The following is a 23,901-nucleotide window of genomic DNA, read 5'->3' on the forward strand; positions in this document are numbered from 1 at the left end:
ATGAGCAAATGTAGCGTACGGCCGGGACTAGGAGATCTGGGGGGCCGGCTCCTCGGACGGCGGCAGCGAGATCGGGGTGTGCGGCTCGTCCTCCGGCTGCTCCATCCCGCCGGTGCCCGTACCCGGATCGTCCGGCGTCACGCCCGGCGACCCCGACGTTCCGGGCGCGGGCGACTCGGTGCCGGGGGAGGACCCGGTCGCCGGGTTCGCGGGCGACTCCAGGCCCGGTGACTCCGGCGCGGGCGACTCGGCGCTCGGCGAGTCCAGCCCGGACTCGGACGGCGCGGGCGAGTCGCTCGCGGTGGTCTCCGTCTCGGTGGCCGGCAGCGCGGTGGGCGGCCCGTCCGACTCGCCGCCGGTCGCGTGGGGCCGCTCGAACCCCATCGTCGCCCCCGGGTCGACGAGGACGAAGGTGACGATCGTTCCCTTCCGGGAATCCCGCGGCCGGATCTTCGTGACATTCCGCTTCTCGAATCCCGGCCAGGACCGGCCAGTGTAGGACGCGTTCCCGGTGGAGATCTTTTTCTCCGGCGGGGTCAGCGGATTACCGCAATTGCACTTCACCGCAGGCACACCGTAACCATTGACCAGGACGCCCATTCCGGCCTGCAGCACGGCGGGCCCGCTCGTGGCCCTCCCGTCGTGGTAGCCGTGGTTGGTCACCAGCGTGTCGGTGCGCAGCAGCACCGGCGTCAGCCGCGACACATAGCGCGGGATGTCGCTCACCGGGATGCCCTGCACCTGCGCCCACGCCCGCGCCTTATCGGGGTTGGCCTGCAGGAACGCGATGAGCTTCTGCTGGTCGCAGCTCGACGCCCGGCGCGTCCCGCCGTACAGGCCGGGGGAGTCGCCGTCCTTCGTCCCGCCCGCCGCGGGACGCTCCTTGACGTCCATCGTGTCGGTGCCGGCCACCAGCGTGTACGGGTCGGGCCCCGGCGACCCCACGGTCAGCCGGGTGATGGCGGCGCCCGCGTCCCCGCAGCCGGCCAGCGCGCCCGCCGCCAGCGCGAGCGCCGCGACCGCCCCCGCGGCGGCCCGCGGCCGGGCAAATGGCGAATGGATCTCGAACATGCGTCTACTCCCGCTCCGGACCGGCCGAACCTATACTCTTCGATGCCGGGCGGAGCGGATTTGTGCGCGGCGGAATGCTGACTTTTTCGCGGGGGTGCGAAATGGCGGGCCCGATTCCCCTCGACACCTCCGACCCGGCGAGGCTCGGCGGCTGGGAGCTGCTCGCCCGCCTCGGCACCGGCGGCCAGGGCATGGTGTACCTGGGCCGCCCGCTCGACCCGGACGCGCGGCCGTCCCGGGTGGCCGTCAAGCTCCTCCACGCCCGGCTGCTGGGCGACGCCGGCGCGCGCGAGCGCTTCGTCCGCGAGCTGGCCCTCCTCCAGCGCGTCGCGGGGTTCTGCACCGCGCAGATGCTCGCCGCCGACATGGCGGGCGACCGCCCCTACATCGTCAGCGAGTACGTGCCGGGGCCGTCCCTGCGTGCCCTCGTCCAGGACCGCGGCCCCCGCACCGGCGCCGACCTCGACCGCCTGGCGATCAGCTCGGTGACGGCCCTGTCCGCGATCCACCGCGCGAACGTCGCGCACCGCGACTTCAAGCCGCAGAACGTCCTGATGGGCCCGGACGGCCCCCGCGTGATCGACTTCGGCATCGCCCGCGCCTTCGACGCCGGCGCCACCCTGACCAGCCAGGTCGTGGGAACCCCCGCCTACATGGCGCCCGAGCAGTTCGCGGGCCGCGCCGGCCCCGCCGCCGACCTGTTCGCCTGGGCGGGCACCCTCCTCTTCGCCGCCACCGCCCGCGACCCCTTCGCCGGCGGTCCCCTCCCCGCCGTCATGTACAAGATCATGCACGAGACCCCCGACCTGAGCCCCCTGCCCGCCCCCCTGGCCGAAGTGGCCGCCGCCTGCCTCTCCAAGGACCCGTCCACCCGCCCCACCTCGGAAGAGGTCCTCCTCTGGCTCCTGGGCCACCGCACCCCGCGAACGGCCGCCAAGCCCGCACCCCCTGCCGTCCCCGCGCAGAATCCAGCCGCACCAGCCGACTCCGGCCCGACCCTCCACCACGAGGCCCCCGACGCCGCCGACACGGCACTCAACCCGGGCGTGCACCACGAACGAGGCTGGAGCGCGGACGGCCCTTCCGACCCGGCGCAGGCCCCGGCCACCGCAGTCGACCGTGGCACGATGCCCTATGGCAGCGCGGCGGGCGGTGCCGGCGCGGCGTTCGCCCCTGGTGTGCAGCCAGGGCGGGGCTGGAGCGCGGGTGCCCCTTCCGACCCGGCGCAAGCCCCGGCCACAGCAGCTGAACCGGGCCCCGACCCGGGCACGGCGCCCTACGGCGAGGCCGGCGCGGCGTTCAACCCCGGAGTACAGCAGGGGTGGGCCTGGAGTGCGGGTAGTCCTCCTGGCTCGGCGCAAGGTGCAGGAACGGCAGCCGATCCGGCCACGGCCCCTCACGGCGATGCGCCCGGCGGTGCGGGTGGCCCTGCTGGTCCGGGCACGGCGCCCTATGGCGGTGGGGCGAGGCGGTTGCGGCGGGGGGCCGCTCTTGCCGGGGGGCTTGTTCTCGCTGGGGTGCTTGCCGCTCTGGATGTCGCTGCTCTCGCGATCCTCATTGCTCGGCCGGGGCTTTCCGAGGGGCATCGGGGTGGGCTGCTGCCGGTCGTGGCCTCGTCGTTCGCGGTCGTCGCCGTGGTCACGTTGGTGGCGGTGATCCTCGCGTGGCGGGGGTCGCGGAGCGCGGCCTGGACGGTGCTGGCGGCGCGTGTCGTGCGCGTGGCCATGTGGGGGGCCTGGGGGGCGCTGGTGCAGGTGCAGGCGTCCGCGCTGGCCGGGCACGCCGTCCTGACCGCGGTCGTGGTGGTCTTGCTGGCGCGGGGGCTGTCGCGGTCATGAGGTGTTCCGCTCGGACCATTCCCTGAGGTCGCGGCGCTCGATCGCGGCGGCCATCAGCTCCGGGAACGCGTCCGGGGTGCAGGCGAACGCCGGGACGCCCATCGCGGCCAGCGCCGCCGCGTTGTCGTGGTCGTAGGCGGGCGCGCCCTCGTCCGACAGGGCGAGCAGCACCACCACCTGGACGCCCGCGGCGGTGAGGGCCGCGACCCGGCGCAGCATCTCGTCGCGGATGCCGCCCTCGTACAGGTCGCTGATCAGCACCATGATCGTGTCGTTCGGACGGGTGACGAGGCCCTGGCAGTACGCGATGGCCCGGTTGATGTCGGTGCCGCCGCCGAGCTGGGTGCCGAACAGCACCTCCACCGGGTCGTGCAGCTGGTCGGTGAGGTCGACCACGTTGGTGTCGAACACGACCAGGGACGTCCGCAGCGACCGCATCGAGGCGAGCACCGCCCCGAACACGCTCGCGTACACCACCGACGCCGCCATCGAGCCGCTCTGGTCGATGGCGAGGACCACGTCCCGCTTGACGGCCTGCCGCCGCCGCCCGTACCCGATCAGCCTCTCCGGGACGAGGGTGCCGTGCTCGGGCAGGTAGTGCCGCAGGTTGGCGCGGATCGTCCGCTCCCAGTCGACGTCGGCGAGCCGCCTCGGGCGCAGCACCCGCGCCGACCGGTCGAGCGCGCCGCCGACCGCCGACCGCGTCTTCTGCGCGAGCCGGCGCTCCAGGTCGCGGACGACCGTGCGCACCACCGCGCGGGCCGACTCCCGCGCCCGGTCGGGCATCACGCGGTTCAGCGACAGGAGCGTCCCGACCAGGTGCACGTCGGGTTCGACGGCGTCCAGCATCTCCGGCTCCAGCAGCAGCCGGGTGAGGTCGAGCCGCTCGATCGCGTCCTTCTGCATCACCTGCACGACGCTGGACGGGAAGTACTCGCGGATGTCGCCGAGCCACCGCGCCACCGAGGGCGCCGAGTCGCCGAGCCCGGCGCTGCGGCGGCCGGGCCGCGACCGCCCCTCGTCGGACCCGCCGCCGTACAGCTTCTCCAGCGCCCCGTCCATCCGGGCGTCGTCCCCGGTGAGCGACACCCCCGTCCCGTCGGCCCGCTCACCGCCGAGCACCAGCCGCCAACGCCGCAGCCGATCGTCCACGCTGTCACCGCTCACGCCGAGACTCCTTCCATGCGCGTCCGGAACCGCGCTCGCTCGTCCCCGCCGAACCCGGCCGTGCTCCGGCCGGCGGTTCGTGCAGCCGAAGGCGGCTGGGGGGTGTCGTCATGGGGTCGGCCAGCCCAGGATCTGGAGGGTCGTGGCGGCGGCGGGGGCGGCGCGGGTTTCGTCCATCTCCTCTTCGGGGCGGTCCGGTGCGGCCTCGGGGGAGCCGGGGCGGCGGCGGAGTTGCTCGCCGATGGCGCGGCGCTCGGCGGACGAGTAGGCGCCGAAGGTGCGGCGCAGGAGGGGCAGGACGTCGGTGAAGGAGCCGGCGGGCAGGCCCGCGATCCAGGCGTCGACGAGGCGGAGGAGGGCCGCGTCGTGCAGGAGGAGCAGCGCGCCGCCGGACAGGAAGCCCTCGACCCAGGCGGCGGCGCGGTCGGGGGCGGCGCCGGCGGACACGGCCCGCGCCATCCGGTCGGGGACGTCGTCGAGCCGGCCGGCGTCGAGCAGGAGGCGGGTCAGGCGGCCCTCGATGAGGCCGTGCAGGGCGTCCGGGCGGGCGAGGAGGCCCTCCAGCGCGCGGCGCCAGCGTTCGAGGTGGCCGTCGTCGGCGAGCAGGGACAGCGCGCCGTGCACCGCGTCGACGTGGGCGAGGAACTTGCGGGCGGCGTCGTCGTCCAGGCCGGTGAGGGCGGGCGGCAGGCCGACGCAGACGCGGACGACCAGGCCGTCGACGACCGTACGCAGCGGACCGGTGGAGGTGCCGCGGACGTCGCCGTAGCGCAGCGCGCGGACGAGGGCCGGCATCGCCGCCATCAGGTGCGCGACGTCGGTGTCGACGGCGGCGCGGTCGGCGAGGGCGCGCATGACGGTGGGGAGCGCCTCGCCGAGGTCGGCGAGCAGGCAGCGCTCGGCCACCGACGTCAGGTCGGCGAGGGCGGTGGCCTGCTCGGCCAGCGCCTCGGCGCGGGCCGCGGTCGCGCCGCGGACGGTGGTGCCCCACGCGCTCGCCTCGATCAGCTCGACGTCGAACTCGGGCCGCCACACGAGCGTCCACGTCTCGCGGAAGGTGCCCTTGGAGCGGCCGGTGTCGGCGGGCACGCCCCAGTCGACGTCCAGGAGGCGGAGGCGGTGCAGCAGGCGGCTGCGCTCCAGGTCGGTGGGCTTGCGCAGGTCGAGGTCGTGCTCCTTGCCGAGCGCGGACGGCTTGAGCCGCAGCCGCCGCTGCTCGGCCTGCAGGTCGCGCTGGAGCGGCACCATCGGGGTGCGGTCGGGGACGGCGCCGAGCCGCTCCCCGACGACCATGCGCCGCTGGATCAGCTCGACCGGCAGGTCGGCGCCCTCGCACAGGACGGCGCGGGTCGCCTCGGTCACCTCCTCCAGCCCGGCGAGGGGACGGCCGCGCAGCGCGGCGAGGGCCTCGGCGAGCCGCACGGCCTCGATCACGTGCGCGGACGAGACGTGCAGGTCCTCCTCGCGCAGGACGCGGGCGGCGGCCGTCAGCCACCGCTCGATCGGACGGTCCCGCGCCGTGAACAGGTGGTGGTACCAGCCGGGGGAGCGGACGCCCGCGCCGTAGCCGGAGTGCCCGGCGAGCCGGCCGTGCGTCCACGGGACCCAGGTCATGGCGACCTTCGTCTTCGGCAGCCCGCGCAGCGTCCGGTCGTCGTGGGCCGCCGGGACCTTGGCCCGCAGGGCGGGCACGTGCCACGCGCCGCACACCACCGCGACCCGGTCGTGGCCCTCCTTGAGGGTGCGGCGCAGCGTCCGCCGCATGTGGGCCTCGCGCTGCTCCTCCCGCAGCCGGTGGCCGGCGGGCGCGTCCTCCGCCAGTTGCGCGCGCAGCTCGGTCATCGCCTCCGCGATCGCCGGGAACGGGGACGGCCCGCCGCCGCGGTGCTCGACCACGTCGTCCCACCAGCGTTCGGCGTCGTCGTAGCCGGCGGCCTTCGCCAGCCACCCGAGCGGATCGAGCCGGATCCCCTCCGCAGCCGGCTCCTCTCCGCCCGGCCCCTCTCCGTCCGGCTCCTCGCCGTCCGGGGCCTCGCCGTCGGCGGACGGGACGAGCTGGTTCGCCGCCGGCAGGTCGCAGAACCGGACCGGCACCCCGGCGCCCAGCCCGTACCGGATCGCCTGCCATTCCGGGCTGAACTCGGCGAACGGCCAGAACGCGGCCTTGCGGCCGCCGTCCCCGGAGGCGGGGCCCGGGGCGGGGGAGTAGGCGAGCAGCGCGACCGGCGGCACCATCCCCGCGTCGCCGGCGAGCGCCACGATCGGGTCGGCCTCGGGCGGCCCCTCGATCAGTACCGCGTCCGGCTTGAACTCCTCCAGGGCGCCGCGCAGCGCCCGCGCCGAGCCGGGCCCGTGGTGGCGGATCCCGTAGACCTCGACGTGGCTCAAGACACCTCCCGGCAGGCGCGGTAGAAGTCCCGCCATTCCGGGCGGTCGCGGACGACGGCCTCCAGGTACTCCTGCCACACGACCCGGTCGGACACCGGGTCCTGCACGACGGCGCCGACGATGCCGCCCGCGACGTCGGCGGCGCGCAGCACCCCGTCGCCGAAGTGCGCGGCGAGCGCCAGCCCGCTGGTGACCACGGAGATGGCCTCGGCGGTGCTGAGCGTCCCGCTCGGCGACTTCAGCTTGGTGCGCCCGTCGGCGGTGGCGCCGGAGCGCAGCTCGCGGAACACGGTGACGACGCGGCGGATCTCCTCCAGCCCCGCCGGGGACTCCGGCAGCTCCAGCCCGGCGCCGATCTGGTCGACGCGGCGGGCGACGATGCCGACCTCGTCCTCGGCGGTCTCCGGCAGCGGCAGTACGACCGTGTTGAACCGGCGGCGCAGCGCGCTGGACAGCTCGTTCACGCCCCGGTCGCGGTCGTTCGCCGTCGCGATCACCGTGAAGCCCTTGCGGGCCTGCACCTCGGTGTTCAGCTCCGGGACCGGCAGCGTCTTCTCCGACAGGACGGTGATGAGGGTGTCCTGGACGTCGGACGGCATCCGGGTCAGCTCCTCGATGCGGGCGACCTGGCCGCGCCGCATCGCCCGCATCAGCGGGCTCTCCACCAGCGCCTGCTCCGACGGCCCCTCGGCGAGCAGCCGCGCGTAGTTCCACCCGTAGCGGATGGCCTCCTCCGCCGTGCCGGCCGTCCCCTGGACGAGCAGCGTCGAGTCGCCGCTGACGGCGGCGGCGAGGTGCTCCGACACCCACGTCTTCGCCGTCCCGGGGACGCCGAGCAGCAGCAGCGCCCGGTCGGTCGCGAGGGTCGCGACCGCGACCTCCATCAGCCGGCGCGGCCCCACGTACTTGGGGGTGATCGCCGTCCCGTCCGGGAGGTCGCCGCCGAGCAGGTACGTGGTGACGGCCCACGGCGACAGCCGCCAGCCGGGCGGCCGGGGCCGGTCGTCGTGCTCGGCCAGCCGCGCCAGCTCGCCCGCGTACTCCTGCTCGGCGTGCGGACGCAGTACCGCGTTCTCGGTCAAGGGGTCAGCTCCTTCAGCATCTCGTCGCGGAAACGCAGGGTGGCGATCATGTCGGTGACGGCGCGCGGGACGGCGTCGCCGCGCGCGGCCAGCGGGTCGAGGCGGGCCGCGGCCGCCGGGTCGAGCCGCTGGTCGGCGAGCCGGCACAGCTGCGTGACCAGGTGGTCGTCGCGCTGCGTGGGCCGTTCGGCGGACGCGGTGAGCGTCGCCACGACCGTCGCCGCGAGCGGCCCCGTCCACGGCCCGGGGACCCGTTCGAGGACGCGCAGCAGGTCGGAGCGCCCCTGCACCCAGCGGATCAGGTCGGCCGCCGCCGCGTCGCGCTCGCCCGCGGGCAGCACGGACAGCAGGTCGGCGAGCGCGTCCGGCTCGTCGACCATGACGCCGCCCTTGAGCAGGGCCCGCGCCCATGCGCCGTCGTGCTGGGCGTGCGCGGCCTTCGCCCACCCGATGTGGACGTCGCGCCCGTCGGACTCGGAGACCGGCTCGCCCTGGCGGGACGGCTCCCCGGCGGCCGTGCCGATGGGCAGGCACACGATCTCCATGGGCGGCAGCGCGAACAGCTCCGTCCACGTGGACAGCGGGGTGCGGGCGAGGATCTCGCGCAGCCACGCCGCCCGCGTGCCCACCGGCCCGCCCGCGCCGCGCGGCGCGAACGACCCGCTCGGATGGAACGGGACGCCGTCGCGGGCTATGTCCTCGTCGTGGGCATGCGGCGGCTCCACCTGGATCCAGGTCCGCCGGCGCCCCCGCACGGTGCGGACCACCGGTGCCAGGCAGCCGCGGGCCCGCGCCGCCATCCGCGCCCCGTAGGCCGAGCCGGGCACGCGGGCGAGCAGGTCGGAGGCGATCTGCCGGACGTCCTTGCCGCGGTCCTCGAGGGCGGCCTCCAGGAACTCCTCGTCGCCCGGCGACAGCCCGTGCTCGAACGTGGCGAGGAAGGCGGCGCGGTCGGGCGCGGGCTCCTTCGCCCACGTCTCGCGGAGCAGCTCCCGCGCGCGCTCGGGCTCGGTGTTCCGCAGCATGGTCAGGTAGGCCACCCGCCGGTTGCGCGTCCCGGTCTCCCACACCTCGGGGCCGCCGCCCGGATCGTCGCCGGCGCCGACCAGGTACGCCCAGTCGGTGTTCTGCAGGGCGAGCCACACGCCGCGCCGCCCGGACGCCCGCGCGATCGACGGCCGCAGCATCCGGTCGCCGCGGCCGCGCTCCAGCAGGTCGGGCAGCGTCTGCGCGGGGACCCGGAAGCCGTGCTCCGCCGCCGCGTCCAGCCATTCGGGCAGCACCCTGATCTGCTCACCGCCCAGGATCCGCCGCAGCCGCGCCGCCGCCGCCCGCGGCACGACCGGGGCGTCCTCGACCGGGGCGAGCGCCACCGGCTCGGGCGCCGCACCCGGCGGCACCCGCCCGGCCCGCCGCCGGACGGCCAGCAGCGCGGCCTGGTCGAGCAGCCGGCCCGCCCGGTCGCCCGCCTCCGCCGGGGCCTCGGGCAGGGCGGGCGGATCCCGCCGCTCGGTGCCGAGCAGCGCCGCCGTGACGTGCTCGCTCCACGCGCTCACAGGACCACCGCCCCTTCGACGTCGTGCCAGGCCGCCAGCGGATGCAGGCCGCGCGGGCTCCACTCCCCGGCCAGCGTGACCGCCCCGCCGCCCGACAGTGCGAGCAGCCGCCACGGATCCGCCGTCCGCAGCGGCAGCGCGTCGCCGGCCTCGTCGATCACGGACAGGTCGCCTCCCTCCGACCGCGCCAGGCGGACGCCGGCCAGCGCCACCGGCCAGCGGTCGAGCCAGGGATCGCGTGCCAGCGCCGCCGCGTGCTCGTCCAGGAACCCTCGCACGGACGTCCCCTCCGGAGCCCCCGGCGCGGCGGGCCCGTACCGCTCGGCGACCAGGGCCCGCAACGGCTGAGACCCCGGATAGAACGCGAGTTCCGCATCGACCTCCGTCCCCACGACCAGCGACGCGTCCAGCGAGGTGCCGGGCGCCGCGAAGGACAGCACCAGCGCGGGACGGCCCGCCCCCCGCCCCCGCAGCCATACCCGCCGCGTGGTCAGCAGATCCTGCGCGGTGTCGCGCGACCCGATCACCGACCACCGGTCGCGGACCCGCTCCCCGCCCGACAGGACCTCCTCCTGCGGGACGGTGAACCCGACCCGCGACCGGACGGTGCCGCGCAGCCCCTCGGGCAGCGCGTCCCGCCGCCGATGCGCGCGGACGAGCAGCCGCAGCAGCGCGTACTCCTCCAGCAGCCGGTCGGGCCACCCCGGCCGGCGCGGGATCGCCGCGAGCGCCCTGACCTGCCCCGCGAGCGCGCCCGCCTGCGCGTCGACGAGCCGCCGCGCCGCGTCGTCCCACAGCCGGTAGGGCGCCTTCTCCGCCTGCGCGAGCCCGTGCGCGACCTGGTCGCGGAGCCACTGGTCGAGCTCGGCGAGGCCGTCGTCGACCCGCCGCTCCCGCCGCTCGGCGGTCTTCGGATCGCGTGCCCTGCCCGCCGACGAGCCCGCCGACGCCGCCGAGGCCCGCCGCTCCGCCGCCCGCCCGGCCCGCTCGCGCCGCTCCTCGATCCACTCGGCGACCCACCCGGGGCGCGGCCCGCCGTCGACCGCCGAGTCGGCCCACAGCAGCAGCAGCCCGAGGGCGTGCTTGCAGGGGAACTTGCGGCTGGGGCAGGTGCACCGGAACGCGGGCTCGGTCAGGTCGGCGGCCGTCCGGTACACGGACGTGCCGCTGCCCTGGCACTCGCCCCAGACGGCCTCGTCGTCGCACCCGGTGCCGCCCCACTTCCCGGGCTTGGCGACCCCGCCGGCGGCCTTCGCGGACGAGGCGTCCGGCGCGAGGCCCAGCACCTGCTCCCGCCCCCATCGCTCGATCACACTGTCGAAACTATCCGCCCCCTCCGACATTCTCCGCGTGATGATCCTGCACGTCCTCCCGTTCCCGGCCGGACGGGCGGCGGAGCTGCGCGACCAGCACCCCGGCGGCGACGGCCGCCGCCAGGAACAGCAGCACGGCCGCGTTCGAGACGCCGGACGCGGCCCTGCCCACCCACTGCTGCGCCCGGAACTCGGTGTCGACGTCCAGGACGGACGGCAGCGCCGACGTCCCGTCGAACACCAGGAACAGCGCCCCGAGCAGGACGAAGAACAGCCCCGACACCAGCGAGTTCGTGTGCAGGTCGAGGCGCCCGACCCGGAACGCCCGCCCGCGCAGCCAGCGCCGCCCGCCGAGGCGGAGGCGGTCCCAGGACAGGGCGAGCAGGAACATCGGGAACGCCATGCCGAACGCGTACACCGCCAGCAGCGCGGCCCCGTACCAGGGGTGGCCGCCGACCGCGGAGATCGTCAGGACGCTGCCGAGCACCGGCCCGGCGCAGAACCCCGCCAGCCCGTACACCGTCCCGAGCAGGTAGACGGTCCAGGACGACCCGGGCCTGATCCGCGCCGCCGCGTCCTGGATGCGCCGGGACGCGAACCCCAGGCCGAGGATCTGCGCGACGCCGAGGACGACGACCGTCCACCCTCCGACCGCCACCACCAGGTCCCGGTGGCCGTAGAACACCCGTCCCACGATCGACCCGGCCGCGCCGAGCGGCACCAGCGTCGTGCACAGCCCCAGGTAGAAGACGAGCGTGCGGCCGAGGAGCTGCACCTTACTGCCGAACGCGTAGGCGAAGAACGCGGGCAGCAGGAGCGCGCTGCACGGGCTCAGCAGCGCGAGGAGCCCGCCGAGGAAGGCGGCGGCGATGCCGACGTCGGTCACTGCCCCTCCTTCTTCGCGATCTCGGCGGCCCGCTCGATGGCGGCCTCGAACGCGCCGTACGGCTGCGCGCCCAGCACCGGCTGCCCGTTGACGAGGAACGCGGGGGTGCTCGGGACGCCGAGCCCGTACCCCTCGTCGGAGTCGCGCCGGACGGCCTCGCGCGCCGCCGCGCCGTCGATGTCCGCGCGGAACCGGGCGAGGTCGGGCACGCCCGCCTCCCGGGCCATCGCGACGAGCCGCTCGGTGGCGAACGCGCCGCTGTTGCGCTTGCGGTCCTCGCCGTAGGCGACGCGGTGGAACTCCCAGAACCGGCCCTGCGACGCGGCGGCCCGGCCGGCCCGCGCCGCCGCCTCCGACTCCGCGCCGAAGATCGGGAAGTCCCGCCATTCGACGCGCAGCGTGCCGTCGTCGACGTACTTCATCAGTTTCGGCTGGACGTCGCGGGCGAACTTCCCGCAGAACGGGCACTGGAAGTCGGCGTACTCGACCAGGACGACCGGGGCGTCCGCGCGTCCCAGGGCGCGCGGGTCGCCCGCTTCGCGGCGCGCCTGGTCCGGCAGCTTGACGGCGTCCTCGGACGGCGAGGGCGATGCGCTGGACGACGCGCTGGACGACGCGGCGGGTGCCCCGGCCGGCCGGTCGTCTCCGCCGGAGGCCAGCGAGACGGCGCCGAGGCCGAGCGAGCCGGCGAGGACGGTCCCCGCGACCGCGATGACGAGCCGGTTCCTGCGGGGTGAGGTGCTTTCGGACATGGTGATGCTCCCGACAACGAAAGACGAAGGGCCGGGCGGGCGGCGGGGCCGGGCCCGGAGAAGGACGTCCGTGTACGGCGCACGGCGGGAACGCGGTGCGCCGCGGCGGGAGCGGTCTAGATCCGCAGGATGGAGAGGAGGAGGTGTCTGGGAGCGGGCGGAGCGGGCCCCGCGCGCACGTCCACGGACCGCTGGGCAGGCGCCCGGCGCGGCACGTCCGGTTCCGCGATGGCGTGCGCCGCCGCGGTGTCGGCCGGCTGCGGCGCGGTCTGCGTCTCGGTGGACGGCGGCTTCTTCGCGCACTGCGTCCCGTCGTCGGCGCTGAAGGCCGAATCGGGCTCCGAGGCGGCCCCAGTGTGCGCGGCGGCAGCGGTCTCCTGCGCCCCGCTCGGCGGCGCCGGGGACATCGCCGGGGACATCGCCGGGGACATCGCCGGGGACATCGCCGGGGACATCGCCGCCGACCCGAGCGCCTTGGTGCACAGGGCCGCGGCGAGCACGAGCAGCAGCAGCGTGATGACCCAGGCGCGCGTCGAACGCGCGGCGCGCACGCCGTCACGAGCCATCGTCAGGGTCCTCTTCCGCTCCGGAACGGTTCGCGCTCACCCTACGAACGACGGCGGGCCGGGGCAAAAGCGAGGTCAGAGACCGGGGAGGGCCGGGAGGTCGGGGACGTCGATGTCGGGGACGAGGAGCGCGCCGCCGGCGAGGAGGGCGAGCAGGGCGGTCGCGGCGAACAGCCCCACCCAGGCGAGGCCGGGGACGCCGGTGAGGTGGGCGAGCTGGTCGGCGTCGGAGCTCGGCGCCATGTGCCGGGCGCGCATCCGCTGCAGCTCGATCACCGGCCGGGTCGCGGCGAGCAGCAGGAACCAGGCGGCCAGGTAGGCGAACCCGGCCTGGACGGTGGCGCTGCCCAGCCAGGACACCGCGAAGACGACCGCGCCGGTGGCGACCACCGACAGCACGCCGTAGGCGTTGCGGATCATCACGAGCATCGCGGCCAGCAGCGCGAGGGAGAACCACAGCATGAGCGTGATGCGGCCCCAGGCCAGGAGCAGCGCGAAGAACAGGCCGAGCAGCGGCGGCGTGATGTAGCCGGCCAGCGCGGTGAAGATCATGCCGGGGCCGTGCGGCTTGCCGCGCGACACCGTGACCCCGGAGGTGTCGGAGTGCAGCTTGATGCCGTCCAGCTTGCGGCCGGTGACCAGCGCGATGAGCGCGTGCCCGCCCTCGTGCGCGATCGTGACGGTGTTGCGGGCGACGCGCCAGGTGGGGCCGTGCAGCACCGCGCCGAGCGCCACGAGGCCGACGAGGCCGACCAGCCACAGCGGCGGGTCCGGCTGCGAGCCCGTCAGCCGGTTCCACATGTCGGCGATGCTGATGTCTTCCACGTCCACCTCGGAGTCCGTCGTCGCGATGCCCAACAGCGCGATGCCCAACAGTAGGACGTCGCGGACGACGTCCGCGTTCGGTTCGTCGCGGATCGAGGTGATGTTCCGGGATCTTGCCGCCTTTGCCGCGTATTGCCGTTAGGGTGCCCTTCGCACCGACGGAGCGTCGGCAGGACGGGGGTCCGGGGGCGGATGACGGAGAACGCGGGGATGGACGCGGACGCGCTGGCGGGGCGGTTCGCGCAGCTGTTCGCGGCGCTGGCCGGGAGCGTGGAGCGGGTCGTGCGCGGCAAGCGGGACCGGGTCGAGCTGGCGCTGATCTGCCTGCTCGCCGAGGGGCACCTGCTGGTCGAGGACGTCCCCGGAGTGGGCAAGACCACGCTCGCGCGGGCGATGGCGGCCTCGGTCGAGGCGAAGTGGGCGCGCATCCAGTTCACCCCCGACCTGCTGCCGAGCGACATCACCGGCGTCTCGATCTTCAACCAGGGCACGAACGCGTTCGAGTTCCACCCCGGCCCGATCTTCGCCAACCTCGCGGTCGCCGACGAGATCAACCGCGGCTCGCCGAAGACGCAGTCGGCGCTGCTGGAGGTCATGGAGGAGCGCCGGGTGACCGTGGAGGGCGTCCCGCATCCGGTGCCGCGCCCGTTCATGGTCATCGCCACCCAGAACCCGGTGGACATGGACGGCACCTATCCGCTGCCGGAGGCGCAGCTCGACCGGTTCCTCATGCGGATCTCGATGGGCTACCCCGACCACCGGGCCGAGGTGGCGCTGCTCGCGGGCGCGCCGACCGGCGCGGCGCTGGACCGGCTGCCGCCGGTGCTCGGCGGCGAGGACCTCGCCCGCGCGATCGACTTCGCGCAGCGGCTGCACGTCGCGGCGCCGCTGCACGACTACCTGGTCCGGGTCGTCGCGGCCACCCGCGAGCACCCCGACCTGCGGCTCGGCGCGAGCCCCCGGGCCGGGATCGCGCTGCTGCGGGCGGCGCGGGTGCGGGCGGCGGCGGCCGGGCGCGCCTACCTCGTCCCCGAGGACGTGAAGGCGCTCGCCGTGCCGGTGCTCGCGCACCGGCTGATCGTGACGCCGGAGGCCGAGCTGCGCGGCCGGACCGGCGCCGACGTGGTCGGCGAGGTGCTGCAGAGCGTCCCCACGCCGCAGGCCGCCGGGGTCTAGCGTGCTGACGCCGCTCGGATGGGGGACGGCGGCCGTCTCGGTCCCGCTGTACGCGGCGGGCTGGTGGCTCGGCTACCCGGAGCCCGCGATGCTCGCGGTCGCGGGGCTCGCGGCGGTGGCGGGCGCGCTGCTGTGGACGCTGCCGAAGCCGGACCTGGAGGTCGGCCGCGAGATCGCGCCCGCGAAGGTGGCGCGCGGTGAACCGGCCGTGGGCGTCCTGCACGTGGCCGCCAAGGGGCGCGCGGTGCGCGGCCTCAGCGCGCGGGACGCGGCCGGTCCGGCCGATGTGGCGGTCGACATCCCCCGCCTGCGCGGCGGCGCCACGCGCACGGTGACGTACACGCTGCCCACCTCCCGGCGGGGCGAGATCCCGGTGGGGCCGCTGCGGCTGGTGCGGGCCGACCCGCTGCGGCTGGCCCGCCGGGTCCGCGAGTACGGCGAGCCGCGCGTGCTGCTGGTCCGGCCGCGGACGGTGCCGCTGCCGGTGCTGCCGTCCGGCCGCGCCCACCATCTGGAGGGGCCGACGAGCGACCGGTCCCCGGCCGGGACGGCGACGTTCCACGCGCTCCGCGAGTACGTCGTCGGCGACGAGATGCGCCACATCCACTGGAAGTCGTCGGCCCGCACCGGGACGCTGATGGTCCGCCGGCTCGTGGACGCGAGCCTGCCGACGACGACGGTCGTGCTGGAGGCGCGGGCGGAGTCCTGGCCCGAGCCCGACGACTTCGAGCTGGCCGTGGACGCGGCGGCGTCCGTGGCCGCCGGGGCGGCGTCGGCGGGCTTCCCGGTCCGGATCCTCACCGGTGCCGGTCCGCTGGCCGCCACCCGCGGCGGGCCCGACGACCTGGAGATCCTTCTCGACGCGCTCACCGCCGCCCGGACGCAGGAGGGGCCGCGGTCCGCCGTGGACGCGGTGCGCGGCGTGCGCGCCGGCGGCTCCCTCGTCGTGATCGCGGCGGGCGACGCCGACCTGGGGCGCATCGCGTCCGTCCGGGCCCGGTTCGACCGGGTCGTGATGCTGCGGGTCAGGGCCGCCGAGCCCGCGTCGCCGCCGCCCGGTGTCCACATGATCGACGTCGCGGACCTGGACGGGCTGGCGGAAGCGTGGCGGCGGCTGGGGAGCGCCCGGTGACCCGCTACGTCTCGCTCGCCGCGACCGCCTGCCTGGCCGCCGTCGCGGGCCTGGCCTTCCAGCGCGTCTTCGGGCTCGGGCCCGTCATCCCGGTCGCCGTCGTCGCCGCGGTCGTCCCGACGCTGCTGTGCGGACTGCTGTCCGGCCCGCGCGAGAAGGGGCCGTGGCCGCTGTGGATCTCGCTCGTGCTGACCGTGCCCGCCTGGGCGGGGACCGTGTCGCTCACCGTCCTGCGGCCGGCGCTCAGCGACGGGACGCTGCCGCAGGCCCTCCGCGAGGGCGTGCTCGGCTCGTGGAAGGCGATCCTGACCACGCTGCTGCCCGCACCCGCCGAACCCGAGCTCCTCGTCCTCGTCAGCGTCGTGGTGTGGGCGGCGGCGTTCGCGTCCGCCGAACTCGCGCTCCGCACCGCGCTGCGCGGCGCCCCGGCCGTCCCGGCGCTCGGCGCGTGGGCCGCCGCGCTGCTGCTCGGCGTGGACGGCCCCGGATCGAACGCGCCGCTCGCCGCCGCCACCATCGTGCTCATTGCCGTGCTCGTCCTCGTCCGCGCGGACGGCCCCGGCGCCGGCCTCGCCTGGCGGCCGCTCGCCGCCGGGCTGCCGGCCGCCGCCGCCCTCGGGGCGCTGGCCCTCGCGGCCGGCCCGCTCGTCCAGGTCCGCGCCGCGCCCTACGACCCGCGCGACCAGGTGCAGGCTCCGCCGCCGCAGCGGCGCGACGGCGTCAGCCCCCTCGACCGCGTCGGGGGCTGGCTGCTCAACCCCGGGCAGGTCATGTTCACCGTCGACTCGGGGGACGCCGCGGTCGAGCGGCTCGCCGTCCTCGACTCCTTCGACGGGGTGACCTGGTCGTCCACCGCCCGGTTCGTCCCCACCGGCAGCCGCGTGCCGGAGGGGCCGAGGCCGGACAAGAGCCATGAGATCGCCCAGCGCATCACCATCCGGGACCTCTCCGGCGTGTGGGTGCCGGCGCCCGACCGCCCCCGGCGGGTGGACGGCCTGCCCGTCGTCGTCGATCCCGGCAGTGGCGCCCTCGCCGTCGCGGAGCCGCTCCGGCCGGGCCGGACGTACCGGGTCGGCGCCGTCGTGCCCGAGTGGACGGCCGCCGACCTGGCCGGCGCGGCCGTCGCCACCGACCCGGAGGCGGACGCCGCGCGGCGGCTGCCCTGGGGGCCGGGCGCGCGGCGGCCGCCCGTCCAGATCGCCGAGTTCCGCCGCTTCGCGGAGGCGGCGACCAAGGGCGCGCGGACGCCGCTGCAGAAGGCGGCGATGCTCGCCCGCTACCTCAAGATCTACGCCAGGTACGACGTGACCGCGCCGCCGGGCCACGGGTACCGGCAGCTCGACTACTTCCTCAGCCAGGCCAGGCGCGGCACGCCCGAGCACTTCGCCACCGCCTACGCCCTCCTCGCCCGGACGCTCGGCCTCCCGTCCCGCGTCGTCGTGGGGTTCGAGGGCGGGCGCCGGGCGGGCGGCGCCGTCGAGGTCCGGTCCGGCGACGTCACGGTGTGGCCCGAGATCAAGTTCGACCGCCTCGGCTGGATCCGGTTCAACCCGCTGCCCGACAGCGCACGCGCCTCCAAGGGCAACGAGGGCGTCGCGGCGGGGGAGACCGAGCAGAAGCTGGAGCAGGCGCAGGAGAGCGCGGCCTCCCGGGAGAACGACCCCGGCCCGGACAAGGCGGCGCAGCAGCAGGCGCAGAAGACCGCTCCCGCCGAGGAGGCGCCCACGCCGTGGTGGGTGTTCGCCTCGATCGCGGCGGGCGCGCTCGTCCTCACCTACCTGCTCGCCGTCCTCCTCGCCCCGGCCCTGCGCAGGCGGCGGCGCCGGACGGGCACGCCCGCCGCCCGCATCGCCGGCGCCTGGCACCAGGCGCTCGACCACCTCGCCGACGTCGGCCTGTCCACGGCCCGGACGCTGACCGCGCACGAGGTCGCGCGCTTCGGCGCGTCCAGCGTCGGCGCGGACGCCGGCGGCCACCTGGACCCGCTCGCCGAGCTGGTCGAGCGCAGCCGCTTCGCCGCGTCCCGCCCCGGCGAGGGCGCCGCCGACCGGGCCTGGCACCACACCGACGAGCTGGGACGGCTCGTCACGGCGAAGGCCGGACGCCTCCGGCGCCTCCGCCGGCGCCTGCACCCGAGGTCGCTGCGGGACCGCGCCGTCAGGCGGGAGGCACGCTGACGGCGATCTCGCCGCCGAGCACGGCGCCCGTCTCCAGCTCCAGGTCGTCCCCGCTCCAGAACCGGCCGGGGTCGAACCAGTTCGGGCGCCGCCCCTTCGGCAGCAGCCCCATCGACTGGTAGGTCACCGCGACGATCTCCGCGCAGAACGCCGTCTCCAGGTTCATGTCCCGCTCGGCCGGGCGCCGGACGGGCACCCTGCCGCGCAGCCAGCGCGTCGCCAGCTTCGAGGTCGACGGGAACGGCGTGCCGTCCAGCCGGGCCACCGCGCGCAGCGCCGCGTCCTCCATCGCGCGGGACGCCGGCGGGTCGAGCTGCCGCAGCCACGCCCGCTGCCCGTACCGGTTGCCCCACGCGAGGACGGCGTCGCGCAGGTCGTGCAGCTGCGCGCCGCGGTGGTGCCCGCCCGTCCACATGTCCCGCAGCGAGCGGCCCAGCTCGGCGTGCCACATCAGCGGCGGCAGGTCGTCGATGACCACCGCCATGCCGACGTGGTTGACGGGGCTGTTGGTCGTCATCTGGATCGCGCGGTCGGCGACCGTCCGGCCGCGGAACAGCCACACGTCCCCGGTGCGGGTCAGCTCGGCGGCGTCATCGAGGGAGATGCTGGTGCCCGGCATGATCGATACCGTAGCCGCATGAGGTGGTGGAAGGGCTCGACCCTGTGGAAGGCGCTCGGCGTCGCCGGGTTCGTCGGCGTCGCCGCGACCGGCGCCGTGATCGTGCGCTCCGAGCGGCGCCGCCGCTCCTACACGCCCGACGAGATCCGCGGCCGGCTGCACGAGCGGCTCGGCGAGGCGGCCGGCGGGGCGGCCGGCGGGGCGGCCGGGGAGCGCCCGTGACGGCGCGGGCCGTCCGCGTCCCCGGCCCCGGCGACCTGGACCGCGCCTGGCGCGCCGTGTCCGCCGTCCTCGACCCCACCCCGCTCGTCCCGTCCCCGCTGGCGCCCGGCGCGCTGCTGAAGCTGGAGACGTGCCAGCCGACCGGCGCGTTCAAGGTGCGCGGCGCGCTCGCGGCCGTCGCGGCGCTGCCGGACGGCGTCCCGGCCGTGACGGCGAGCGCGGGCAACCACGGCCTCGGCATGGGCTACGCCGCCGCGCGGTCCGGCGCGGACGTGACCGTGGTCGTCTCGACGCGGGCGTCCCGGGTCAAGGTCGACAGGATCGGCGCGTTCCCGGTGCGGCTCGTCCAGCACGGGCTCACCTACGACGAGGCCGAGGCGCACGCGGTGACCCTGCCCGGCCACTACGTCTCGCCCTACAACGACCCCGCCGTCATCGCCGGGCAGGGCACCATCGGCCGCGAACTCGACCGGCAGGCCGGCGGCCCGCTCACCGTCGTCGCGCCGGTCGGCGGCGGCGGGCTGCTCGCCGGGCTCTGCCTCTGGGCGCGCGAGCGCGGGGACGTGCGGGTCGTCGGCGTCGAGTCCTCGGTGTCGCGCGGCGTGTCCGCCTCGGTGGCGGCCGGACGGGTCGTCCGGGTCGAGGTCGGCGAGACGTTCGCCGACGGCCTGCCCGGCAACCTCGAACCCGGCTGCGTGACCCCCGAGGTCATCGGCGGCACCGCTGAGCTGACCGCGGTGACCGATGACCAGATCCGGACGGCGCTGCGACGGCTCTTCGGCGAGCACGGCCTCGTCGCCGAGGGCGCGGGCGCCGCGGGCCTCGCCGCCGTTCTCGCCGGTCAGGTGGAGGTCACCGGGCGGCTCGTGGTGGTCGTCTCGGGCCGCAACATCACCATTCCCACCTATACCGAAGCACTACGCGAAAACTGACCTATCCGGGGAAACCCGGGCGGGCGCACGGAGGGACCCACTACGGTGTCCTGCGAAACGGGGCGGGTGAACGTGCGTGCGTATGGCGTTTATGGGGTCTTTGTTCCGGCGTGACCGGTTGACGGGGCAGGTCGCGGTCGGGCTCGTCGGCGTGCTCGTCATCGGCGCCGCCGTCTACGGGGTGGGCGTCGCGAGCGCCAAGTACCGGCTCGCCGACGTCGGCGCCTGGCTGACCGCGAGGTCCAAGGGCCTGGTCGTCCACGTCAACGGCCCGGCCGGCAAGGTCGACGGCAAGACCGCCGTGGTCCCGCAGATGCGCGGGCACAACATCAAGATCGTCCAGGACGGCGCCACCGTGCTGATCGTCGACCTGGACACCGGCGTCGTCAGCCGCCTCGACCCCTCCCAGCTGGACGTCGGGACGAGCCGCCCCCTCGGCAAGGGCCTGCAGGTCCTCGCCGGCGGGGGCAAGGCGTACACGGTCGACTCGGTCAAGGGCGTCGTGCAGGAGATCGACCCGGTCGGCCTGGCCCCGGTCGGCGCGTCCGCGACGCTGCCGCCGATCCTCGGGCAGGCCGCCATCGACGCGCGCGGCGCGCTCTGGGTGCCGGTGGCGCGCAGCGGCGAGGTCGCGGCGTTCTCCGGCGGCCGCCTCCGGCCGCCCGTCCGCGTCGGCAAGCCCGGCGACGCCCTCGCGCTCACCATGGCCGCCGGGGACCCGGTCGTCACCAACTCCACCGCCGCGACCGCCACCGTCGTCAAGGCGTCCGGCGCGACGCTCACCGTGAGCCTGCCGACGAGCGTCCGGCAGGCGGGGCGCGGCGGCGTCCTCGCCCCCGCCGCCACCGACGGTACGACCGTCCCGCTGCTGGTGCCCGGCGCCGGGTCGCTGGTCACCGTCGACACCGGCACCGGCCGGTACTCCAGCACGCGGCTGGCGATGCCGAAGCACCGCTACCGGCCGCCGCAGATGCTCGGCGGGAAGGTCTACATCCCGGACGAGACCGCCGGGGCGCTGATCGTGTACGACTCGGCGAACAACCGGTTCGACCGGCCGGTCCGGGTGACCGGGGGCCCGGCCCGGCTGGACGTCTTCGTCCGCGACGGGCTGCTGTGGGCGAACGACCCGTCCGGCCCGCACGCCGTCGTGATCGACCGGCAGGGCGCGGGGAAGGGCGTCGACAAGTACAAGGACCAGGTGCCCGGCGGACGCAACCGGCAGCCCATCCCGCTGCCCGGCGGGCCGGAGGCCCCGCCGCCGCCCCGCACGCCGCGATCCCCCTCCCAGCCGACGACGCCGCCCGGCCCCGGGGACCCGCCGAGCGCGCCGTCCAACATCTCCGTCACGCCCGGCGCGGGCACGATGCGGGTCGACTTCCAGCCCTCGCAGGGCGACGGCGTCATCGGGTACGTGCTGAAGGACGTCCCGTCCGGCATGACCGCGAGCCCGTCCGCGGTCCAGGGCGCCGGCCCGTTCACGTTCACCGTGAGCGGCGGGGAGTGCGGCCGCGAGTACCAGTTCCGCGTCGCCGTCCGCTACCGGGACGGACGCGGCCGGACCCGCGAGCAGGTGTCGGCGCCCAGCGACCCGGTACGGCCGTGCGTGACGCCGGGCGCGCCGACCGGGCTCAAGGCGAAGGCCACCATCGCCGGGGCCGAGGTCGCGTGGAGCCCGCCGCCCGGCGGGGGAGCGGTCACCTACAAGCTCGCCTACAGCGGCCCGGTCAGCGGCTCCGTGTCGGGCGCGGCCACCTCCGCGACGCTGAGCGGCGTGTACACCAACGGCAACTACACCTTCACCCTCACGGCGACCAACGGCGCCGGGACCGGGTCGGCCGCCACCCTGTCCGCCGCGCTCGCCGGGCCCGCGGTGAGCTACCCGGTGGAGCGCAACGGCAACTCCGACGCCTACATCAGGCCGACGGCCGACGCGAACAGCAGCGGCGAGCTCCTCGCGACCATGCACGACAACAACGGCGAGATGGTCGCCGTCCACTGCCAGGAGAAGGGCGCCTACTACCGGCACCCGAACGACGCCAACCTCGCCGGCGACATGTACGCCAAGATCACCTACAAGGGCGCGACCGGGTACGTCATCGGCTACCTGGTCGACACCCCGGGCGACTGGAAGAGCTTCGCCGGGCTGCCCGTCTGGAAGTGCAAGTAGGCCGGCCGGCCGGTCCCGCCGGCCGGCCGCCGGTCAGCCCCGCCTCTGCTGCCCGCCCTTGGTGACGCACGTGCGCTCCGACCAGGCCACGTCCGGTGCGCGCCCCTGGTTGAGGCGCAGCACGGCGCCGACCCTGAAGCAGTAGGCGGTCTTCGGCCGCAGGCCCGGGACGGTCGCCGAGCGCGACCCCGCCGGGACCGTCGTGACCGGCTGCGACCCGGCCGGCTGCCGCTGGACGAGCAGCGGGAGCTCCCGCGCGGCGGGCGGCAGCGTCCAGGCGAGCGCGACCGCCCGGCCGGCGTGCCGGGCGGTGAGCTTGCGCGGGCGCGCCGCCGCGAGCTGCGCGGCCGTCACCGGCTCCGGCTGCGGCTCCGACGCCTGCGGGGCGGCCGGGGACGGCGGGCCCGCGGCCGGCTTCCCGTCCTCGGCGCCCTTGGCGTCACCGCCGCCGTTCGCGAGCGCGAGCGCCCCGGCGCCGAGCGCGAGCCCGCCCACGAGCGCCACGCCGGCCGCGACGATCAGCCCCCGGCGCGGCCCGTCCTGCGGCCGGCCGGACGGCGGCTCCGCCGTGCCCGGCAGCGGCGCGGGCGCGGCCGGCGCGCCGGCGTACGGCACGGGCGGCGCGGTGTGCGGTGCGGTCGGCCCCGTATGCGGCGTCGTCGGCCCGGTGTGGGGCGTGGTCGGCCCCGTGTGCGGTGCGGTGGCGCCGTGCGCGCCGCTCGCGCGCGAGTCGCCGGTCGTCGGCGCCCACTCCGGGACGAGCGGCGGCCCCGGCAGGCCGGGCGCCGGGCCGGGGGTCACGACGCCGCCGCTGTGGGCCACGTCCGTGGCGGGGAGGCCGAGTTCGGCCTGCGTCCGCTGCAGCGCCCGCGCGAACTCCACGGCGGTCGTGAAGCGCTGCTCGGGCGCCTTCGCCATCGCGCGCGCGATGACGTCCATGACCTGCGGCGGGACGTCCGGCCGGGGGATCGGCGGCGGCGCCTCGTGCAGGATCCGCAGCATCAGCGGCGCGATGCCCTCGCCGGCCGGGCCCTTGAACGCCGGGCGCCCGGCGAGCAGCTGGTACAGCGTCGAGCCGAGCGAGTAGATGTCGGCGCCGACGCCGGGCGGCCGGCCCTCCAGCACCTCGGGCGCCGCGTGGTGCGGGGTGAACGCCTGGGTGTGCGTGGCGTCGAAGGAGTCGACCAGGCGGGCGATGCCGAAGTCGGCGAGCGCCGGCTCCCCGTACCGCGACAGCAGCACGTTCTGCGGCTTGACGTCCCGGTGCAGGACGTCGGTCTCGTGGGTGGCGGCGAGCGCGCCCGCCATCTTCACCCCGATCCGCAGCACGTCCGCGACCGGCAGCGGCCCCTCCCGGGCGAGCCGGTCGGTGAGCGCGCCGTGCTCGAAGTACTCCATCGCGATGTAGGGGCGGCCGCCGCGGGTGGTGCCGGTGTCCAGCACGGTCACGATGTTCGGATGCCCCGACAGCCGCCCGGTGATCTTGCACTCGCGCTGGAACCGGCGCATCGCCGCGGAGTCCACCGTGCCGACCGACAGGACCTTCAGCGCGACCATCCGGTCGAGGCGCTCCTGGTGCGCGCGGTAGACGACGCTGAAGCCGCCCTCGCCGACCTGCTCCAGTACCCGGTAGCCCGGGACGTCCTCGCTCATGGGCCGAGGGCCCCTCTCCGTCGCTCGTCGTGTCCCGGTCGCGGCGGGGGCGCGTGCGTCCGGCCGCGTCGGTTCGATGGGACGCGGCACCGGACGGTTCCCGGGGAGGTCAACAGCCTAGTACGGGGACGAATCCGGCGCGGCTCCTCGCGTGAAGACCCGGCGGCGCCCGCCTCCGGTGGCCCCCGCGATCGGAAATGGGATGACATTTCCATCGGGCTGATTAATCGTTGTCCCAAATCCGCGCCGTGCGCCGGCCGCCGCGCTCTAACCTCGGGTTTCGCGACGAAGGAACGGCCCAGAGGGAGTGGCCCGCCGTGACGGAAGATGTCATGACGCAGGCGGAGGCGGAAGCGCCGCCGACGAAATCGGCTTATGT

Annotated in this window: 19 protein-coding genes; 7 read left to right on the forward strand and 12 right to left on the reverse strand. The window is 76.1% G+C overall.

The genetic code is table 11. The annotated features are described in order from the left end of the window. Positions 1–27: 27 nt before the first annotated feature. The gene (locus ABFX46_RS15590) at positions 28–1,071 is read right to left on the reverse strand and encodes a DUF6777 domain-containing protein (RefSeq protein WP_346042831.1); all 1,044 of its coding nucleotides are present in this window, start codon (positions 1,069–1,071) and stop codon (positions 28–30) included. 101 nt (positions 1,072–1,172) lie between these two features. On the opposite strand from ABFX46_RS15590, the gene ABFX46_RS15595 reads away from it, so the two are divergent. Then, positions 1,173–2,909, forward strand: coding sequence for a serine/threonine-protein kinase (locus tag ABFX46_RS15595; protein ID WP_346042833.1), 1,737 nt, complete (start codon positions 1,173–1,175; stop codon positions 2,907–2,909). Here the strand turns inward: ABFX46_RS15595 and ABFX46_RS15600 are convergent. The 9 genes from ABFX46_RS15600 to ABFX46_RS15640 all read right to left on the reverse strand — a co-directional run bounded on the left by ABFX46_RS15600 (position 2,904) and on the right by ABFX46_RS15640 (position 13,420). Next, positions 2,904–4,076, reverse strand: a complete 1,173-nt coding sequence (locus ABFX46_RS15600; RefSeq protein ID WP_346042834.1) for a VWA domain-containing protein — start codon at positions 4,074–4,076, stop codon at positions 2,904–2,906. The genes ABFX46_RS15595 and ABFX46_RS15600 overlap by 6 nt on opposite strands. Positions 4,077–4,184: 108 nt before the next feature. Then, positions 4,185–6,500 carry a DUF5682 family protein gene (locus ABFX46_RS15605; protein ID WP_346042836.1) on the reverse strand — a complete coding sequence of 772 codons (2,316 nt, stop codon included), beginning with the start codon at positions 6,498–6,500 and terminating at the stop codon, positions 4,185–4,187. Beyond that, positions 6,461–7,546 carry an ATP-binding protein gene (locus tag ABFX46_RS15610; protein WP_346042837.1) on the reverse strand — a complete coding sequence of 362 codons (1,086 nt, stop codon included), beginning with the start codon at positions 7,544–7,546 and terminating at the stop codon, positions 6,461–6,463. The genes ABFX46_RS15605 and ABFX46_RS15610 overlap by 40 nt, the downstream gene beginning before the upstream one ends. Beyond that, positions 7,543–9,102: a DUF5691 domain-containing protein gene (locus tag ABFX46_RS15615; protein WP_346042839.1), complete on the reverse strand. Its 1,560-nt coding sequence runs from the start codon at positions 9,100–9,102 to the stop codon at positions 7,543–7,545. Before ABFX46_RS15615 ends, ABFX46_RS15610 begins: the two co-directional genes overlap by 4 nt. Next, positions 9,099–10,415: an SWIM zinc finger family protein gene (locus ABFX46_RS15620; RefSeq protein ID WP_346042841.1), complete on the reverse strand. Its 1,317-nt coding sequence runs from the start codon at positions 10,413–10,415 to the stop codon at positions 9,099–9,101. The genes ABFX46_RS15615 and ABFX46_RS15620 overlap by 4 nt, the downstream gene beginning before the upstream one ends. A gap of 10 nt (positions 10,416–10,425) precedes the next feature. Further along, positions 10,426–11,301, reverse strand: coding sequence for a cytochrome c biogenesis CcdA family protein (locus ABFX46_RS15625; RefSeq protein WP_346042842.1), 876 nt, complete (start codon positions 11,299–11,301; stop codon positions 10,426–10,428). Continuing rightward, positions 11,298–12,053 carry a DsbA family protein gene (locus ABFX46_RS15630; RefSeq protein ID WP_346042843.1) on the reverse strand — a complete coding sequence of 252 codons (756 nt, stop codon included), beginning with the start codon at positions 12,051–12,053 and terminating at the stop codon, positions 11,298–11,300. Before ABFX46_RS15630 ends, ABFX46_RS15625 begins: the two co-directional genes overlap by 4 nt. 116 nt (positions 12,054–12,169) lie before the next feature. Next, positions 12,170–12,619: a hypothetical protein gene (locus ABFX46_RS15635; RefSeq protein WP_346042844.1), complete on the reverse strand. Its 450-nt coding sequence runs from the start codon at positions 12,617–12,619 to the stop codon at positions 12,170–12,172. A gap of 75 nt (positions 12,620–12,694) precedes the next feature. Then, positions 12,695–13,420, reverse strand: coding sequence for a M50 family metallopeptidase (locus ABFX46_RS15640; protein ID WP_346043189.1), 726 nt, complete (start codon positions 13,418–13,420; stop codon positions 12,695–12,697). Positions 13,421–13,636: 216 nt separating this feature from the next. Between ABFX46_RS15640 and ABFX46_RS15645 the strand changes: the two genes are divergently transcribed. From ABFX46_RS15645 to ABFX46_RS15655, 3 genes are read left to right on the forward strand one after another with little or no spacing between them, the layout of a single operon-like run. Beyond that, a complete protein-coding gene (locus tag ABFX46_RS15645; protein ID WP_346042845.1) occupies positions 13,637–14,620 on the forward strand; it encodes an AAA family ATPase in 984 nt (327 codons plus the stop codon). A gap of 1 nt (position 14,621) precedes the next feature. Continuing rightward, on the forward strand, positions 14,622–15,752 hold the full coding sequence (locus ABFX46_RS15650) for a DUF58 domain-containing protein (protein ID WP_346042846.1): 1,131 nt from the start codon (positions 14,622–14,624) through the stop codon (positions 15,750–15,752). Further along, positions 15,749–17,929, forward strand: coding sequence for a transglutaminase TgpA family protein (locus ABFX46_RS15655; protein WP_346042847.1), 2,181 nt, complete (start codon positions 15,749–15,751; stop codon positions 17,927–17,929). The genes ABFX46_RS15650 and ABFX46_RS15655 overlap by 4 nt, the downstream gene beginning before the upstream one ends. Here ABFX46_RS15655 and ABFX46_RS15660 read toward each other — a convergent pair. Continuing rightward, on the reverse strand, positions 17,910–18,548 hold the full coding sequence (locus tag ABFX46_RS15660) for a hypothetical protein (RefSeq protein WP_163063925.1): 639 nt from the start codon (positions 18,546–18,548) through the stop codon (positions 17,910–17,912). The genes ABFX46_RS15655 and ABFX46_RS15660 overlap by 20 nt on opposite strands. 18 nt (positions 18,549–18,566) lie before the next feature. On the opposite strand from ABFX46_RS15660, the gene ABFX46_RS15665 reads away from it, so the two are divergent. The 3 genes from ABFX46_RS15665 (at position 18,567) to ABFX46_RS15675 (ending at position 21,869) form a co-directional block, all read left to right on the forward strand. Then, positions 18,567–18,770: a hypothetical protein gene (locus ABFX46_RS15665; RefSeq protein ID WP_346042849.1), complete on the forward strand. Its 204-nt coding sequence runs from the start codon at positions 18,567–18,569 to the stop codon at positions 18,768–18,770. Then, positions 18,767–19,702: a threonine ammonia-lyase gene (locus ABFX46_RS15670; RefSeq protein WP_346042851.1), complete on the forward strand. Its 936-nt coding sequence runs from the start codon at positions 18,767–18,769 to the stop codon at positions 19,700–19,702. Before ABFX46_RS15665 ends, ABFX46_RS15670 begins: the two co-directional genes overlap by 4 nt. A 118-nt stretch (positions 19,703–19,820) precedes the next feature. After that, complete coding sequence (locus tag ABFX46_RS15675; protein WP_346042852.1) at positions 19,821–21,869, forward strand: fibronectin type III domain-containing protein; 2,049 nt, start codon at positions 19,821–19,823, stop codon at positions 21,867–21,869. A gap of 33 nt (positions 21,870–21,902) precedes the next feature. On the opposite strand, the gene ABFX46_RS15680 is transcribed toward ABFX46_RS15675, so the two are convergent. Then, positions 21,903–23,522, reverse strand: a complete 1,620-nt coding sequence (locus ABFX46_RS15680; RefSeq protein ID WP_346042854.1) for a serine/threonine-protein kinase — start codon at positions 23,520–23,522, stop codon at positions 21,903–21,905. Positions 23,523–23,901: the final 379 nt, after the last annotated feature.

The sequence above is a fragment of the Actinomadura chokoriensis genome, assembly GCF_039529475.1.
In the GTDB taxonomy this organism is placed as follows: Bacteria; Actinomycetota; Actinomycetes; order Streptosporangiales; family Streptosporangiaceae; genus Spirillospora; species Spirillospora bangladeshensis.

Coding starts and splice junctions, on each gene's coding strand:
- ABFX46_RS15590 (WP_346042831.1), bottom strand. CDS start 1,071: ATGTTCGAGATCCATTCGCCATTTGCCCGGCCGCGGGCCGCCGCGGGG.
- ABFX46_RS15595 (WP_346042833.1), top strand. CDS start 1,173: ATGGCGGGCCCGATTCCCCTCGACACCTCCGACCCGGCGAGGCTCGGC.
- ABFX46_RS15605 (WP_346042836.1), bottom strand. CDS start 6,500: ATGGCGGGACTTCTACCGCGCCTGCCGGGAGGTGTCTTGAGCCACGTC.
- ABFX46_RS15630 (WP_346042843.1), bottom strand. CDS start 12,053: ATGTCCGAAAGCACCTCACCCCGCAGGAACCGGCTCGTCATCGCGGTC.
- ABFX46_RS15635 (WP_346042844.1), bottom strand. CDS start 12,619: ATGGCTCGTGACGGCGTGCGCGCCGCGCGTTCGACGCGCGCCTGGGTC.
- ABFX46_RS15640 (WP_346043189.1), bottom strand. CDS start 13,420: ATGTGGAACCGGCTGACGGGCTCGCAGCCGGACCCGCCGCTGTGGCTG.
- ABFX46_RS15645 (WP_346042845.1), top strand. CDS start 13,637: ATGACGGAGAACGCGGGGATGGACGCGGACGCGCTGGCGGGGCGGTTC.
- ABFX46_RS15660 (WP_163063925.1), bottom strand. CDS start 18,548: ATGCCGGGCACCAGCATCTCCCTCGATGACGCCGCCGAGCTGACCCGC.
- ABFX46_RS15665 (WP_346042849.1), top strand. CDS start 18,567: ATGAGGTGGTGGAAGGGCTCGACCCTGTGGAAGGCGCTCGGCGTCGCC.
- ABFX46_RS15680 (WP_346042854.1), bottom strand. CDS start 23,522: ATGAGCGAGGACGTCCCGGGCTACCGGGTACTGGAGCAGGTCGGCGAG.